The sequence below is a fragment of the Kitasatospora albolonga genome (genome assembly GCF_039535905.1).
Lineage (GTDB): Bacteria > Actinomycetota > Actinomycetes > Streptomycetales > Streptomycetaceae > Kitasatospora > Kitasatospora albolonga.
Genome location: NZ_BAAAYB010000126.1, coordinates 22,680 through 36,986, shown reverse-complemented (window position 1 = coordinate 36,986; position 14,307 = coordinate 22,680). Strand labels below are relative to the sequence as shown.

At 73.5% G+C, this 14,307-nt stretch carries 12 protein-coding genes and 1 pseudogene; 4 read left to right on the top strand and 9 right to left on the bottom strand.

The features are described 5' to 3' along the window. Nucleotides 1-4: 4 nt before the first annotated feature. The 4 genes from ABD946_RS30930 to pdhA form a co-directional block, all read right to left on the bottom strand. Nucleotides 5-1,435: a globin domain-containing protein gene (locus tag ABD946_RS30930; RefSeq protein ID WP_345288874.1), complete on the bottom strand. Its 1,431-nt coding sequence runs from the start codon at nucleotides 1,433-1,435 to the stop codon at nucleotides 5-7. A 278-nt stretch (nucleotides 1,436-1,713) separates the two neighbouring features. Then, a complete protein-coding gene (locus ABD946_RS30925; protein ID WP_345288914.1) occupies nucleotides 1,714-3,003 on the bottom strand; it encodes a dihydrolipoamide acetyltransferase family protein in 1,290 nt (429 codons plus the stop codon). Nucleotides 3,004-3,010: 7 nt separating this feature from the next. Then, nucleotides 3,011-4,012, bottom strand: a complete 1,002-nt coding sequence (locus ABD946_RS30920; protein ID WP_345288873.1) for an alpha-ketoacid dehydrogenase subunit beta — start codon at nucleotides 4,010-4,012, stop codon at nucleotides 3,011-3,013. Further along, nucleotides 4,009-5,148, bottom strand: a complete 1,140-nt coding sequence (gene pdhA, locus ABD946_RS30915) for a pyruvate dehydrogenase (acetyl-transferring) E1 component subunit alpha (protein WP_380149518.1) — start codon at nucleotides 5,146-5,148, stop codon at nucleotides 4,009-4,011. Before pdhA ends, ABD946_RS30920 begins: the two co-directional genes overlap by 4 nt. A 189-nt stretch (nucleotides 5,149-5,337) precedes the next feature. Here pdhA and ABD946_RS30910 point away from each other — a divergent pair, with 189 nt between their 5' ends. Continuing rightward, nucleotides 5,338-5,826: an Lrp/AsnC family transcriptional regulator gene (locus tag ABD946_RS30910; RefSeq protein ID WP_345288870.1), complete on the top strand. Its 489-nt coding sequence runs from the start codon at nucleotides 5,338-5,340 to the stop codon at nucleotides 5,824-5,826. Nucleotides 5,827-5,974: 148 nt separating this feature from the next. Here the strand turns inward: ABD946_RS30910 and ABD946_RS30905 are convergent, their stop codons facing one another. Further along, entirely contained in the window at nucleotides 5,975-6,517 is a 543-nt protein-coding gene (locus ABD946_RS30905; protein ID WP_380149519.1) for a DinB family protein, read from the bottom strand. A gap of 25 nt (nucleotides 6,518-6,542) precedes the next feature. After that, nucleotides 6,543-7,124: a TetR/AcrR family transcriptional regulator gene (locus ABD946_RS30900; RefSeq protein ID WP_345288869.1), complete on the bottom strand. Its 582-nt coding sequence runs from the start codon at nucleotides 7,122-7,124 to the stop codon at nucleotides 6,543-6,545. Between the two features lie 109 nt (nucleotides 7,125-7,233). Here ABD946_RS30900 and paaN point away from each other — a divergent pair, with 109 nt between their 5' ends. After that, the gene (gene paaN, locus ABD946_RS30895; protein ID WP_345288867.1) at nucleotides 7,234-8,934 is read left to right on the top strand and encodes a phenylacetic acid degradation protein PaaN; all 1,701 of its coding nucleotides are present in this window, start codon (nucleotides 7,234-7,236) and stop codon (nucleotides 8,932-8,934) included. 47 nt (nucleotides 8,935-8,981) lie between these two features. Here paaN and ABD946_RS30890 read toward each other — a convergent pair whose 3' ends face one another. Next, nucleotides 8,982-10,208 (bottom strand): bifunctional glycosyltransferase family 2/GtrA family protein, encoded by a 1,227-nt coding sequence (locus ABD946_RS30890; RefSeq protein WP_345288866.1) that lies wholly within the window; start codon nucleotides 10,206-10,208, stop codon nucleotides 8,982-8,984. 120 nt (nucleotides 10,209-10,328) lie between these two features. On the opposite strand from ABD946_RS30890, the gene ABD946_RS30885 reads away from it, so the two are divergent. Continuing rightward, nucleotides 10,329-11,801 (top strand): FAD-dependent monooxygenase, encoded by a 1,473-nt coding sequence (locus ABD946_RS30885; RefSeq protein WP_345288864.1) that lies wholly within the window; start codon nucleotides 10,329-10,331, stop codon nucleotides 11,799-11,801. 139 nt (nucleotides 11,802-11,940) lie between these two features. On the opposite strand, the gene ABD946_RS30880 is transcribed toward ABD946_RS30885, so the two are convergent. After that, nucleotides 11,941-12,663 (bottom strand): TetR/AcrR family transcriptional regulator, encoded by a 723-nt coding sequence (locus ABD946_RS30880; RefSeq protein WP_345288863.1) that lies wholly within the window; start codon nucleotides 12,661-12,663, stop codon nucleotides 11,941-11,943. Between the two features lie 134 nt (nucleotides 12,664-12,797). On the opposite strand from ABD946_RS30880, the pseudogene ABD946_RS30875 reads away from it, so the two are divergent. Continuing rightward, nucleotides 12,798-13,553, top strand: a pseudogene (locus ABD946_RS30875) (MFS transporter); the annotation flags it as partial. Between the two features lie 397 nt (nucleotides 13,554-13,950). Here the strand turns inward: ABD946_RS30875 and ABD946_RS30865 are convergent. Continuing rightward, complete coding sequence (locus tag ABD946_RS30865; RefSeq protein WP_345288862.1) at nucleotides 13,951-14,295, bottom strand: gamma-glutamylcyclotransferase family protein; 345 nt, start codon at nucleotides 14,293-14,295, stop codon at nucleotides 13,951-13,953. Nucleotides 14,296-14,307 lie beyond the last annotated feature (12 nt).

Here is a 14,307-nt window from a genome sequence, read left to right as displayed (position 1 = left end):
CACCTCAGGCCTCCTCGCCCAGGTCGTGGAAGACCCGGCCCGGCGCCACCCCGGCCCGGGCCAGCGCCCGCGCGCCCCGGCGGACCATGGCCGCCGGGCCGCTCAGGTACGCGTCCCGGCCGGCCCAGCTGCCGTAGCGGGAGACCGCGTCCGGCAGCTCCCCCGCCAGCAGACCGACGGCCTGCTCCTCGGAGACCACCGGATGCACCGTCAGCCACGGGTTCCCGGCGGCCAGTTCGCGCAGCCGGTCCAGCTCGTACAGGCCGTCCTGCCGGCGGGCGCCGTAGAAGACGTCCACCGTCCGCCGGCCCCCGCCGCGCTCGACCAGCTCCTCCACCAGCGCGGTGACCGGGGCGATCCCGGTGCCGCCGCCCAGGCAGACCAGGTCGGCCCCGTCCCCCTGGTCCAGCAGCATCGACCCGGCCGCCGGGCCGAGCCGCAGCACGTCGCCCGGCGCGGCCCGGTGCACCAGCGCGTTGCTCACCCAGCCCGCCTGCACCGCCTTGACGTGCAGGGTCAGCAGCCCGTCCGGCCGGGGCGCGGTGGCGAAGGAGAACGGCCGCCAGACCCGGGGCCACCAGGGCGTCTCCAGGGTGGTGTACTGCCCGGCCCGGTACGGGTACGCCTGGTCCGGACGGAGCGTCAGCTCCGCCACGTCCGACGTGCGCATCCGGTGGCCCACCACCTCGGCCTGCCACCACGGCGGGGAGGTGCGGGCCGCCGCCTCGGCCGCCTCCGACATCACGGTGGCGACCAGGCCGTAGACCCGGCGCCAGGCCAGCTCGGTCTCCGCGTCCCACTTCGGGCCGCAGTACTTGGCCAGCGCCGCCACCAGGCACTCACCGACCGGGGCGTAGTGGCCCGTCAGGGTGCCGTACTTGCGGTGCCCCTGGCCCAGCCGGGTCAGGTAGGCGGTCAGGCCCGGCAGGTCGTCCGCACTCCGGGCGGCCATCAGCAGCGAGCGGAACAGCCGGTCCCGCTGGACGTCCATGGCGGCCGGGAAGAGCGCCCGGACCTCGGGGTGGTGCACGAAGATCAGCGCGTAGAAGTGCGCGGTGGCCCGGTCGGCGAGCGGCTCCACCACCGCCAGGCTGGCCCGGATCAGTTCGACGTCCCGCGCGGTCGGCGGGTCCCCCGCACCGGCCGGGGGCTCGGCGGCCGGCGCCTGCGGGGCGACGCCGCCCAGGGTGTCCATCGCCCAGGCCCGGCTCCAGTGGTCGCCCGGCCCGGCCCAGTTGAGGCCCGGGGCCTGCGGGAACAGCGGCTCCACCGGGGAGGGCGCCACGGCCGGCACCGCCGGCGGGTGCACCGGCCGCGGCGGGATCACCAGGGCCGCCGGCTCCACCACGACGGGGGCTTCCGGCTCCACCACGGTGGGGGCTTCCGGCCCCACCGGGACGACCGGCTCCACCACGGCCAGGGGTTCCGGCTCCACCGGAACGACCGGCTCCACCACCCGTGCGGGTGGCTCCGGTTCCGTCTCCGGCATGCCCGGTACGGCGGCCACCGCGACCGAGCCGCGCCCCGCCCGGACCCTCAACGGGGCTGTCTTCACCGCGATTTGACGAGTGCCCAAGAGAATCGTTTCGCTTCCGGTCGTGCCAGTTGCTGAGGCTCAGCAGCGTGGCACGACCGTGAAGCTCATCCGACAAATCCTCGGAAGCCCGGACACAAGGCCCCCGAAGCGCTACCCTCCCGCGCCCACAGCGGCCGTCACAGCTGCCGCAGCAGCGTCCCGGGCTGCTCCACGCAGTCCGCGACGAACCGCAGGAAGCCGCCCGCCGTACCGCCGTCGCAGACCCGGTGGTCGAAGGTGAAGGAGAGCTGGGTGACCTGACGGACCGCCAACTCCCCTTGGTGGACCCAGGGTTTGGGCGTGATGCGGCCGACGCCGAGCATCGCCGCCTCCGGGTGGTTGAGGATCGGCGTGGAGCCGTCCACTCCGAAGACCCCGTAGTTGTTGAGGGTGAAGGTGCCCCCGGTCAGCTCCGCCGGGGTGATCCGGCCCTCCCGGGCCGCCTCGGTCAACCGTGCGAGCTCCGCACCGAGGTGCTCCGTCCCGAGCGCGTGCGCGTCCCTCACCACCGGCACCACCAGACCGCGCTCGCTCTGCGCGGCGAAGCCCAGGTGCACGGCGGTGTGCCGGACGATGCCGGAACCGTCGGGCGTCACGCTGGAGTTGAGCTCGGGGAAGCGGGCCAGCGCGGCGGTGGAGATCCGGGCCAGCAGGGCCAGCACGCTGATCTTCGGCCCGGCCGCCCGGTTGAGCTCGGCCCGCAGCTCCATCAGGGCGGTGGCGTCGGCGTCCACCCAGCAGGTCGCGGCGGGGATCTCCCGGTGACTGCGGGTCAGCTTCTCGGCCACCGCCTTGCGCAGCCCGCGCAGCGGGACGACGCCCTCGGCCACCGGGGCCGCCACCGGGGCGGCGGGAGCGGTCAGCACCCGCTCCACGTCCCGCCGCAGGATCAGCCCGTCCGGGCCGGAGCCGGCCACCGTCCGCAGGTCCAGGTCGTGCTCGCGGGCGATCCTCCGCACCAGCGGCGAGATCACCGCCACGACGGCGGGCGCCACGGGGACCACGGGAGCCACGGGCACCACCGGAGCGGCGGACACCACCGCAGCGGCCGGAGCCGCGCTCCGCGCGCCCGCACCGACCCGGGCCCGCCGCGCACCGGCCGGCCGCTCGGCCACCCCGTACCCGACCAACGGCCGCTCCACCGCCGGCTCCTGCTCGGCCAGCGGCTGCGGGCCCTCGCCCGGCGCCACCGCGACCGTCACCAGCGGGGCCCCGACCGGAATCTCCTCGCCCTCGGCACCGAACCGGGCCGTCACCACCCCGCCGTACGGGCAGGGCACCTCGACCACCGCCTTGGCGGTCTCCACCTCCACCACGGGCTGGTCCACGGCGATCACCTCGCCGACCTCCACCAGCCAGCGGACCACCTCGGCCCCGGTCAGCCCCTCGCCCAGGTCGGGCAGGGTGAACTCGCGCACCACCGGCATCATCTGGTCAGTCCTCCCACTGCAGCCGCGCCACCGCGTCGAGGATGCGGTCCACACCCGGCAGGTGGTGGTGCTCCAGCATCGGCGGCGGGTACGGGATGTCGAAGCCGGTCACCCGGAGCACCGGGGCCGCCAGGTGGTGGAAGCACTTCTCGGTCAGCCGCGCGGCGATCTCCGCCCCGGCGCCGCCGAAGCCGGAGGCCTCGTGCACCACGACCGCCCGCCCGAGCGAGCGCACCACCTGACAGGCCGTCGCCTCGTCGAAGGGCACCAGCGAGCGCAGGTCCAGCACCGCCAGGTCCCAGCCCTCGGCCTTCGCCGCCTCGGCCGCCTCCAGGCAGACCGGCAGCGAGGGCCCGTAGGTCACCAGCACCGCCGAGGTGCCGGGGCGGCGCAGCACCGCGCGGCCGATCGGCTCCACCGCGGCGGCGGTGTCCAGCCGGTCCTTGCCCCAGTAGAGCCGCTTGGGCTCCAGGAAGACCACCGGATCGTCGGAGGCGATGGCCTCGCGGAGCAGCCCGTAGGAGTCGGCCACGGTGGCCGGGGTGACCACGTGCAGGCCGGGGGTGTGGGCGTAGTACGCCTCGGAGGAGTCGCTGTGGTGCTCGACCCCGCCGATGCCGCCGCCGTACGGGATGCGGATGGTGATCGGCAGCGGGAGCTTCCCGGCGGTGCGGTTGCGCATCTTGGCGACGTGCGAGAACAGCTGCTCCATCGCCGGGTAGGCGAAGGCGTCGAACTGCATCTCGACCACCGGGCGCAGCCCGTACATCGCCATGCCGACGGCGGTGCCCAGGATGCCGGCCTCGGCCAGCGGGGTGTCCAGGCAGCGGTCCGGGCCGAACTCGGCGGTCAGGCCGTCGGTGATCCGGAAGACGCCGCCGAGCTGACCGACGTCCTCGCCCAGCACGTGCACCGTCGGGTCCTCGCGCATGGCGTCCCGCAGTGCGGTGTTGAGCGCCTGGGCCATGGTGCGGGTCTGGGCACCGGTGGTGGTGGCGGTGGTCATCGAGAGTGCTCCTCGGCGGCCAGCTCGGCGGCCAACTGATCGGCCTGCTCCCGCAGTTGCTGGGTGGGCTCGGCGTAGACGTGGGCGAACAGCGACATCGGGTCGAGCGTCGCGTCGGCGTGGAACTCGCTGCGCATCCGGGCGGCCAGCGCCTCGGCGGCCTCGGCGGCGTCCCGGGCCAGCGCGTCCTCCATCAGGCCGGCCTCGCGGAGCTGACGCTCGATCAGCAGGATCGGATCGTGGTCCCGCCAGGCGGCGATCTCCTCCTCCTCGCGGTACCGGGTGGCGTCGTCGGCGTTGGTGTGCGCCTCGATCCGGTAGGTGACCGCCTCGACCAGGGTCGGGCCGCCGCCGGAGCGGGCCCGCTCGACCGCCTCGGTGAGCACGGTGTGCATGGCCAGCGCGTCGTTGCCGTCCACCAGCCGGCCGGGCAGGCCGTAGCCGACGGCCTTGTGGGCCAGGCTGGGCGCGGCTGACTGCCGGGTGAGCGGGACGGAGATGGCGTAGCCGTTGTTCTGCACCAGGAAGACCACCGGGGCGTTCAGCACGGCGGCGAAGTTCAGCGCCTCGTGGAAGTCGCCCTCGCTGGTGCCGCCGTCGCCGAGCATGGCCAGCGCGACGGTGTCGTCGCCGCGCAGCCGGGCCGCGTGCGCCAGGCCGACCGCGTGCGGGGCCTGGGTGGCGAGCGGGGTGGAGAGCGGGGCGGTGCGGGTGGCCCGGGGGTCGTAGCCGGTGTGCGCGTTGCCGCGCAGCAGGGTGAGCGCCTCCAGCGGGTCGACGCCCCGGCTGACCACGGCCAGGGTGTCCCGGTAGCTGGGGAAGAGCCAGTCGTCCTGACGGAGCGCCAGCGCGGCGGCCACCTGGCAGGCCTCCTGGCCGGTGGAGGCCGGGTAGACCGCGAGCCGGCCCTGCTTGGTCAGCGTGGTGGCCTGCTGGTTGTAGCGGCGGCCCGCGACCAGGCGGCGGTAGAGCTCGGTGAGCAGCAGCGGCTCGGCCTTCTCGGCGGCCGGGGTGCCCAGCATCCGGTAGGGCTCGTGGTCCGGCAGCAGCGGAGCCGGGTCGATCCGCGGGCCGGAGGCGCCGGGGCGCCAGCCGGGCACGTCGCCGGCCAGGTGTCGGTGGTCGAGAACGGTCATCTCGGGCACCTCCAGAGGGTGGGGGAGGGTGCGGCAGGGGCGGGGTCATGCCGGTGGTGCACGAGGGGTGGCAGGGCTGGTCGCCGGAGCGCCCTCTCCCTACCGATTGTTCGGTTGTCCGTTCAATCTGGCCACAGCTGTGCCGTAGTGGTGGACAATCGGCCCGAACAGCAGTCTTCTGGTGACAGCATGTCCACAGCGGGAGGGTCGGGGGCCGTGTCCACTGAACAGACGTCCAACCTGGACCGGATCGACCGGTCCATCCTGCGGCTGCTCCAGCAGGACGGACGGGCCTCGATACGCTCGGTGGCCGAGCGGGTGCACGTCTCCCGGGCCAACGCCTACGCGCGGATCTCCCGGATGGTCGAGGACGGCGTGATCCGCGGCTTCGCCGCCAGGGTCGACCACGAGCGGGCCGGGCAGGGCGCCTCCGCGTACATCACCCTGAAGATCGTGCAGAACTCCTGGCGGACCGTCCGCGAGCAGCTGCTCGCCCTCCCCGGCGTGGCGCACATCGCCCTGGTGGGCGGCGAGTTCGACGTGCTGCTGCTGGTCCACACCGCCGACAACCGGGCCCTGCGGGAGCTGGTCCTCGGCCAGATCCAGAACATCCCGCAGGTACTCGCCACCCAGACCCTGCTGGTCTTCGAGGAGACCGACCAGGTACCGCCGATCTAGGACACCGCTTGCGCCCCGCAGGGGCGCGGGGAACTGCGCGCGGGGGAACGGCAACACGTGCAACTGGCTCGCGTGCCCCGATCTCACGCTGGTCCGCCTTCCGGTTCGCGCAGTTCCTCGCGCCCCTGCGGTGGCTGCGCCTGGACCGTCAGTAGCCGGTGGTGCCGTCCAGGCGTTCGCGGAGGAGGTCGGCGTGGCCGTTGTGGCGGGCGTACTCGGCGAGGGTGTGGATCAGGATGCGGCGCAGCGAGATCGGCTGCCCGGAGGCGCGGTGGGTGCCGGTGACGTCGAGCGAGGCGGCCTCGGCGGTGATCCGGCGGGACTCCGCGACCTCGGCGCGCCAGGCCTCGACGGCCTCGGCCACGCTGCCGTCCAGGTGCTCGAAGTCCTGGTCCGGGTCCTCGTCGGAGTAGTACAGGAGCGGCAGCTCCTCCCCGGCGAACTGGATCCGGAACCACCAGCGTTCGACGCCGGTGAGGTGGCGCAGCAGGCCGTGCAGGCTCAGGGTGGAGGGCTCGACCGGCAGGGTGGAGAGCTCGGCGTCGGTCAGGCCGGCGCACTTGAGCAGGAAGGTCTCCCGGTGCCAGTCCAGGAAGGCGGTGAGCAGCTCGCGCTCGGAGCCGGTGAGCGGCAGCGGCTCGCGCGGGTCGTCGGCGAGCGGCGGGGCGAGGTGTGCGGGCATCTCGGTCATGCCCGCAGCCTGCCACCCCCCACCGTCAGCCGCGGAGCCCGTCGAAGGCCAGGTGGACCAGTGCCTCGGCCACCCCGTCGGTGTGCTTGCCGCCGGGCCGGTACCACTCCACGATCGAGTTGATCATCCCGAACAGCAGCCGGGTGGCCAGCCGGGGCTCCACGTCCGAGCGCAGCTCCCCCGCGGCCACCGCCTCGCGGACCAGCTCGGCCACCTGGTGGTCGAACTCGCGCCGCCGCTCCAGTGCCCACTGCTCGGTCGCGGTGTTCCCCCGGACCCTCAGCAGCAGCGTGACGTACGGGAGTTCGGTGATCAGCACCTCGGCGGTGCGGCGCACCACGTGCTCCAGCCGGTCCACCGCACGGCCCGTCAGCGCCTCCGGCTCGGCCAGGATGCCGAACAGCGCGTCCAGCGCGCGGCCGACGGCGAGCTTCAGCAGCTCCTCCTTGCCGCGCACGTGGTGGTAGATCGAGGACTTGGAGATCCCGGCGGCCCGGGACAGGTCCTCCATCGAGGTGCCGTCGTACCCGCGCTCGTTGAAGACCCCGACCGTGACGGCGAGCAGCGAGTCGACGGTGTAGGCGGTGCGGGTGGTGTTCTCGGCCATGTGAACGAGTATCACCCGTGCGCCCCCGGGTCACTCCACCGCCCCATTGACCCGACCGATCGTTCGGTTACCCTGAGGGGTGACCAGTCCGCCCCAAAAGGAGCGCGTCATGACCGCAGCGGCCAGCCACCCCGTCGTCGCCGAGCTGATCGAACGTCACCAGGCCACCCTCACCAGTGCGGTGGAGGCCACCAGGTCCCGCGACTACTGGTCGCCGTACCCGGAGTTCCCCAAGGCGTACGGCGAGACCGGGCAGGCCGACGGGCAGGCCGCCTTCGAGGCGCTGCTCGGCACCTCGCTGACCCTGGAGGGGCAGCCCGGCGACGGCTCCACGGTCGGCGGCGAGACCTCCCCGTACGGCCCGGAGCTGGGCGTTCGCTACCCGAAGGCCGAGGCCGAGGCACTGATCGGCGCCATGGAGCTGGCCCGTCCGGCCTGGGCGGCGGCCGGGCCCGAGGCCCGGGCGGCCGTCAGCCTGGAGATCCTGGCCCGGATCAACGCGCGCTCGCACGAGTTCGCCCACGCCGTGATGCACACCACCGGCCAGGCGTACGGGATGGCCTTCCAGGCCGGCGGCCCGCACGCGCAGGACCGCGGTCTGGAGGCGGTGGCCTACGCCTACATCGAGCAGACCCGGCTGCCCGCCCAGGCCCAGTGGACCAAGCCGCAGGGCAAGCGGGACCCGCTCTCGATGGTGAAGGACTTCGTGCCGGTGCCGCGCGGCCTCGCGCTGCTGGTCGGCTGCAACACCTTCCCGACCTGGAACGGCTACCCCGGCCTGTTCGCCTCGCTGGCCACCGGGAACCCGGTGCTGGTCAAGCCGCACCCCCGGGCCGTCCTGCCGCTGGCGCTCACCGTGCAGATCGCCCGCGAGGTGCTGGCCGAGGCCGGCTTCGACCCGAACCTGGTCACCCTGGCCGCCGAGGACGAGGGCGGCACGCTGGCCGCCACCCTGGCCGTGCGCCCGGAGATCAAGCTCATCGACTACACCGGCTCCACCCAGTTCGGCGACTGGCTGGAGGAGAACGCCAAGCAGGCGCTGGTCTACACCGAGAAGGCCGGCGTCAACTCGGTGGTCGTCGAGTCCACCGACAACTACCGCGGCATGCTCGCCAACCTGGCCTTCGCGCTCTCGCTCTACAGCGGCCAGATGTGCACCACCCCGCAGAACGTGCTGATCCCGCGCACCGGCGTGCGCACCGACGAGGGCGGCAAGTCCTACGACGAGGTGGCCGCCGACCTGGCCCACGCGATCGAGAAGCTGCTTGGCGACGACGCCCGGGCCGCCGCCATCCTGGGCGCCGTGGTCAACCCCGGCGTGCTGGGCCGCAGCACCCGGGCCGCCGACGGCGAGTACGGCGAACTGGCCCTGGCCCCGCGGGCGGTGGCCTCCGAGGAGTTCCCCGGCGCGACCATCCGCACCCCCGCGCTGGTCAAGGTGGACGCGGACAAGCCGGACGACCGGACCGCCTTCGCCGGCGAGTGCTTCGGCCCGGTCTCCTTCCTGGTCGCGGTCGAGTCCGCCGAGGCCGCGGTGGAGCTGCTGGCCCGCACCGTGCGCGAGCAGGGCGCGATGACCGCCTCCGCGTACACGGTGGACGCCGAGGTGGAGGCCGCCCTGGTCGCCGCCGCCCTGGACTCCGGGGTCTCGCTCTCGCTCAACCTCACCGGGGGCGTCTACCCGAACCAGACCGCCGCCTTCTCCGACCTGCACGGCACCGGCGCCAACCCGGCGGCCAACGCGGCCTACTGCGACGGCGCCTTCGTGGCCTCGCGCTTCCGCACCGTCGAGGTCCGTCGCCACAACTGACCGGTCCGCCGGCCCCGGAGCCCTGCACGGCTCCGGAGCCGGCGCCCTCACCTCCCCTGACGACGGCGGGGGTTGAAGACCCAGACCCGCAGCAGCACGAAGCGCACCAGGGTGGCCAGCGCGTTGGCCCCCACCAGGGCGGCCAGTTCGGCCGGGTGGGAGGCGCCGTCCGGCAGCAGGGCGATGGCGCCGCTGCTCAGCGCCAGGCCGATCAGGAAGGCGGCACCGCCCTCGACCTGGTGCTTCAGGGCGTCCTGACTCCCCGTCACGCCGAAGGTGAAGCGGCGGTTGAGCGCGGTGTTGCCGACCGCCGTGACGGCCAGCGCGAAGGCGTTCGCCCAGAAGGCGGGCGCGAGTTGACGGGTCAGCAGGTAGAGCAGCAGATAGGCCAGGGTGGACAGGGTGCCGACCACCGCGAAGCTGGCCAGCTGCCAGCCGAGGGCGGCCGGCATCCGGGCCTGCCGGACCCTGGTCGGCAGCTGCTCCGCCCGCTCGGCGCCGCTCAGCGAACGGCGCGCCACCCGGACCATGCCCCGCAGGTCGTCCAGCGCGGTGCGGACGATGTCCACCCGGCTGTCCGGGTCGTCCACCCAGTCCACCGGCACCTCGTGGATGCGCAGCCCGGACCGCTCGGCCAGCAGCAGCAGTTCGGTGTCGAAGAACCAGGCGTTGTCCTCGACCGAGCCCAGCAGCCGCTGCACCACCTCGGTCCTGGCCGCCTTGAAGCCGCACTGGGCGTCCGAGAACTTGGCCGCCATGGTGGCCCGCAGCAGCACGTTGTAGGTGCGCGAGATGAACTCCCGCTTGGCGCCCCGCACCACCGCCGAACCGCGGTGCAGCCGGCTGCCGATGGCCAGGTCGCTGTGGCCGGAGAGCAGCGGGGCGACCAGCGGGAGGAAGGCCTCCAGACCGGTGGAGAGGTCCACGTCCATGTAGGCCACCACGTCGGCCTCGCTGGCGCCCCAGACCTGACGGAGCGCCCGGCCCCGGCCCTTGAGGTCCAGGTGCACCGCGCGCACCCCGGGCAGCTCGGCGGCCAGCCCGGTGGCCGCCTCCCAGGTGCCGTCCGTGCTGGCGTTGTCCGCCACGGTGATCAGGAACGGGTAGGGGAAGGTCTCGGAGAGGTAGTCGTGCAGCGTACGGACGCACTTCTCCACCGTGTGCTGCTCGTTGTAGACCGGGACGACCACCTCGACCAGCTTGGTCCGGGTCGGGGTGGCGCTGGCGGGAGCGGGGCCGACCACGGTCGTGCCCCGAGCTGCGGGCTCAGTCATGTCAGTGAGATTCACAGGGACTGATGGGCCCGCGATGATGGAAGGCTGAGAGGAAGCTTAGAAGGCCCGGGCAGTGTGCGGGCCCGGCTCGAACGCTGGTCCGATCAACGGGAGATGGGCATGTCCGAGAAGCAGCTGGCATCCGATGTGGTGGTGGTCGGCGCGGGCCCGACCGGGCTCCTGCTGGCCGGGGACCTGGCCACCGCCGGGCTGCGGGTGACGGTGTTGGAGAAGCGGACCACCGAGTCCAACCTCACCCGGGCCTTCGCCGTGCACGCCCGCACCCTGGAACAGCTGGACGCCCGCGGCCTGGCCGACGAGCTGATCACCACCGGCACCACCCTGGACCACCTGCGGCTGTTCGGCGGCCTGGAGGCCCGGCTGGACCGGCTGCACTCCCGCTTCCCGTTCGTCCTGATCACCCCGCAGTACAACGTCGAACGGCTGCTCCAGGAGCGGGCGGTGAAGGCCGGGGCGGTGATCGTCCGGGGCGCCGAGGTCTCCGACCTGCGGCAGGACGGACAGCGGGTCGAGCTGGACACCCGGGACGGCCGGACGTACACCGCCGCCTACGCGGTCGGCACCGACGGGGTCCGCTCCGCCGTCCGCGACCTGCTGGGCATCCCCTTCCCCGGCCAGTCCGTGGTCAACTCCGTACTGCTCGCCGACGTCCGGCTGGAGCGGCCGCCGGCCGACACCCTGAACGTCGGCGCGGGGGAGAACGGCTTCGCCTTCCTGGTCCCGTTCGGCGACGGCTGGTACCGGGTGATCGCCTGGGACCGCAACCACCAACTCCCGGACGACGCACCGGTCGAGCTCGACGAGATCGCCGCCATCACCCGGGAGGCCTTCGGCGAGGACCACGGCCTGCACGACGCCCGCTGGCTCTCCCGCTTCCACAGCGACGAACGCCAGGCCCCCAACTACCGCTCCGGCCGGGTCCTGCTGGCCGGCGACGCCGCCCACTGCCACTCCCCGGCTGGCGGCATGGGCATGAACACCGGCCTCCAGGACGCCGCCAACCTCGGCTGGAAGCTGGCCGGAGCCGTCCGTGGCTGGGCCCCTGACGCCCTGTTGGACAGCTACCAGACCGAACGCTGGCCGGTCGGCCGGGCCGCCGTGCTCAGCTCCGGCGCCCTGGTCCGGGTCGCCCTCGGCGGCTCGGCCCCGGCCCGGCTGCTGCGCGGCGCGGTCGGCGTCCTCGGCGACCGGCTCGGCCCGGTCGGCGAGGCCGGGGTCAAGCGGATCTCCGGCATCGGCATCGACTACCCCGCCCCCAGCGGCACCCACCACCTGACCGGCCGTCGGATCCCCGACCTGCGCCTCGCCGTCGACGCCCCCGGCGCCCCCACCCGGCTCTACGAGGCCCTGCGCGGCGGCAAGGCCGTCCTGGTCTCCAACGACGACCTCAGCACCGTCCTCGAACCCTGGGCCGACCGCGCGGTGGCCGCCGCCCCCGCCTCCCCGCACGGCAAGCTCCGCGACACCACCCTGCTGGTCCGCCCCGACGGCCACGCCGCCTGGGCCGGGGTCGACCCCAGCCGCGCCGAGATCCGCCGCGCGCTCGCCGCGCTGCTCGGGCCCGAGGGCTAGGGGAGTGGCTGCGCCGCTGGGGGCGCGAGGAACTGCGCGCGGGGGAACGGCAGCACCTGCAACTGGCTGACGGAGCCTCAGTTGCAGGTGAGCCGCCTTCCGACTCGCGCAGTTCCTCGCGCCCCCGGCGGCGTAGCCACTAACGCCTTGCGTTCAGCCTGCCTTCGAGGCCGTCCAGGATGATCTCCAGGCCGTCGGTGAACTTGTCCTCGCGGATGGCGACCGGGTCGGGGGCGACCGTCCCGTAGGCCGCCGTCAGGTGTGCGTGGTCGGAGGCCGCCACGAGGGCGGCCGGCATCCGGTTGGCGATGAACTCCGCCTCGGTCTCGCCCGAGCGGGCGATGGTCGCCAGCCAGGCCGACTCGGTGGTGGTCATGCCGATGACGTAGGCGAAGACCACGTCGATGGCCCGTGAGGGCTCCTCGAAGCCGACCACGGTGACCAGCGCGGCGAGCTTCTCCGAATAGGCCATCAGGTTCGGCCCCAGGTAGGCCAGCCCGGCCTGGCCGAGCTGCGAGGACAGCCACGGGTGCCGGAGCGAGGCGTCCCGGAAGGACCGCGCGGCGGCCGTCACGTCGGCCCGCCAGTCCGCCCCGCCGGGCGGCGGCACCGAGATCTCGGCCGCGACCTCGTCCACCGCGAGCTCCATCAGCTCGTCCTTGGTGGCGACGTGCCGGTAGAGCGAGGTGGCCCCGGCGTTCAGCCGGGCGCCGAGCTTGCGCATGCTGAGCGCCTCCACGCCCTCCGCGTCGAGCATCGCGATCGCCTCCCGGACGATCCCGGCCCGGCTCAGGCCCGGCTGGTCGGGTTCGCGCTGCTCCCGGGCCCAGACCGATGCGACGGGTGCGGCCTTGGCTGCCATGCGTCCTCCTCCGTCTTCTCCGTGCGTACGGCGTTCGCTCCAGCGTACACAGCTCGCCTCTTGCGAACACTGTACGCAGCTGCGTACAGTGTTCTCACCGAAGGAACAGTGTGCGCAGCCGAGAGGGCAGAGTGATGGAATCCCGCAATCCCCACCGCTGGTGGATCCTGGTCGTGCTCTGCCTGGCGACCCTGGTGCTGGTGGTCGACAGCATGGCGCTGACCGTGGCGGTGCCGGCGATGACCGCCGAGATCGGGGCGAGCGCCCAGGACATCCAGTGGATCCTGGACTCCTACGTGCTGGTCTTCGCGGGCCTGCTGCTCACCTCGGGCAGCCTGGGCGACCGCTTCGGGCGCCGCAAGGTGATGATCACCGGTCTGCTGCTCTTCGGCCTGGCCTCACTGGCCGCGACGGTCTGCACCAACCCCGGAGAGGTGATCGCGGCCCGGATCGCGATGGGCGTCGGCGGCGCGCTGATCATGCCGTCCACGCTCTCCATCCTGATCACCGTCTTCGACGAGGACGAGCGCGGCAAGGCGATGGCGGCCTGGGGTTCGGTCTCGATGCTCGGCCTGGTCGGCAGCCCGGTGCTGGGCGGTTTCCTGATCGACCACTTCTCCTGGCACTCGATCTTCTTCGTGAACGTCCCGGTGGTGGCCGTGGCGATCGCCGCCGCCCTGCTGCTGATGCCCGAGTCCAAGGGCCCCTGGCGCAAGCCCGACCCGATCGGTGCGGTGCTCTCGGCGGTCGGCATGACGGCGCTGATCTGGTGGATCATCGAGATCCCGCAGCACGGCGCGTTCGATGGCCGCGGTCTGGTCACCCTGCTGGTCGCGGTCGCCGCCCTGGCCGGGTTCGTGGTCTGGGAGAACGTCCACCCGGAGCCGATGGGCTGGCGCCGGTGGTCCCGGTGCGGGCAGGTGACCAGACCGTTCCCGGCCACGTCGCGCGCCCGGTCGTAGAAGACCCCGCCCTTGTCGTAGACCTGGTCGCCCGTCAGCACCCGGCGCAGCAGCTCGGGATGGCAGGGCACGTACGCGGTGGACGGGCCGATCCTGATCCGCACCAGGTCGCCGTGGGCGGCCAGGGAGGTCATGAACCGGACCGGACTGCGCATCATCTGCCAGGCGTGCCCGATCCCGGGCACCGCCCCGGGCGCCGTCCCGACCTCGAAGCCCTGCTGGGTCACCGCACTCCTCCTCGCCCTCGGAGCGCGCCGCACCCGTGCGGCGGCACGCCCTGAGGACTACATCGGCCGGTCGGCCGCACGGGTGAAGCGCCGGCCGGTCAGACCGCCGAGGAGGCGAGGTACACCCAGGCCCGGGTGCCGGAGGCGAGCACCACCTCGCGCCGGGCGTAGTCGTCCACCTCGTAGTCGTCCGCGGCGGCCAACTCCTCGTCGGTGACGGTGTAGACGCTGCCCTCGACCAGGTCCTCCGGGTCGTCCGAGGGCAGCACCAGCGGATGGTGGTCGGTGCCGCTGCTGGCGATCACCCCCGGGTCGGTGATCCGCAGCACGGTCATCAGGTGGCCGGGCAGCGCGTCCGGGCTGCCGTCCAACCGGCGCCCGAAGCGGTCGAGTTGGACCTGCTCCAGCTGCAGGGTGCCGTAGGAGAAGAGACGGTGGGACATCGCCGGGTACCT

Excerpts from the sequence above, each read along its gene's own strand:
- ABD946_RS30925 (WP_345288914.1), bottom strand. The coding sequence starts at position 3,003 with ATGCCGGTGGTGCGCGAGTTCACCCTGCCCGACCTGGGCGAGGGGCTG.
- ABD946_RS30920 (WP_345288873.1), bottom strand. The coding sequence starts at position 4,012 with ATGACCACCGCCACCACCACCGGTGCCCAGACCCGCACCATGGCCCAG.
- pdhA (WP_380149518.1), bottom strand. The coding sequence starts at position 5,148 with ATGACCGTTCTCGACCACCGACACCTGGCCGGCGACGTGCCCGGCTGG.
- ABD946_RS30910 (WP_345288870.1), top strand. The coding sequence starts at position 5,338 with ATGTCCACAGCGGGAGGGTCGGGGGCCGTGTCCACTGAACAGACGTCC.
- ABD946_RS30905 (WP_380149519.1), bottom strand. The coding sequence starts at position 6,517 with ATGACCGAGATGCCCGCACACCTCGCCCCGCCGCTCGCCGACGACCCG.
- ABD946_RS30900 (WP_345288869.1), bottom strand. The coding sequence starts at position 7,124 with ATGGCCGAGAACACCACCCGCACCGCCTACACCGTCGACTCGCTGCTC.
- paaN (WP_345288867.1), top strand. The coding sequence starts at position 7,234 with ATGACCGCAGCGGCCAGCCACCCCGTCGTCGCCGAGCTGATCGAACGT.
- ABD946_RS30890 (WP_345288866.1), bottom strand. The coding sequence starts at position 10,208 with ATGACTGAGCCCGCAGCTCGGGGCACGACCGTGGTCGGCCCCGCTCCC.
- ABD946_RS30885 (WP_345288864.1), top strand. The coding sequence starts at position 10,329 with ATGTCCGAGAAGCAGCTGGCATCCGATGTGGTGGTGGTCGGCGCGGGC.
- ABD946_RS30880 (WP_345288863.1), bottom strand. The coding sequence starts at position 12,663 with ATGGCAGCCAAGGCCGCACCCGTCGCATCGGTCTGGGCCCGGGAGCAG.
- ABD946_RS30865 (WP_345288862.1), bottom strand. The coding sequence starts at position 14,295 with ATGTCCCACCGTCTCTTCTCCTACGGCACCCTGCAGCTGGAGCAGGTC.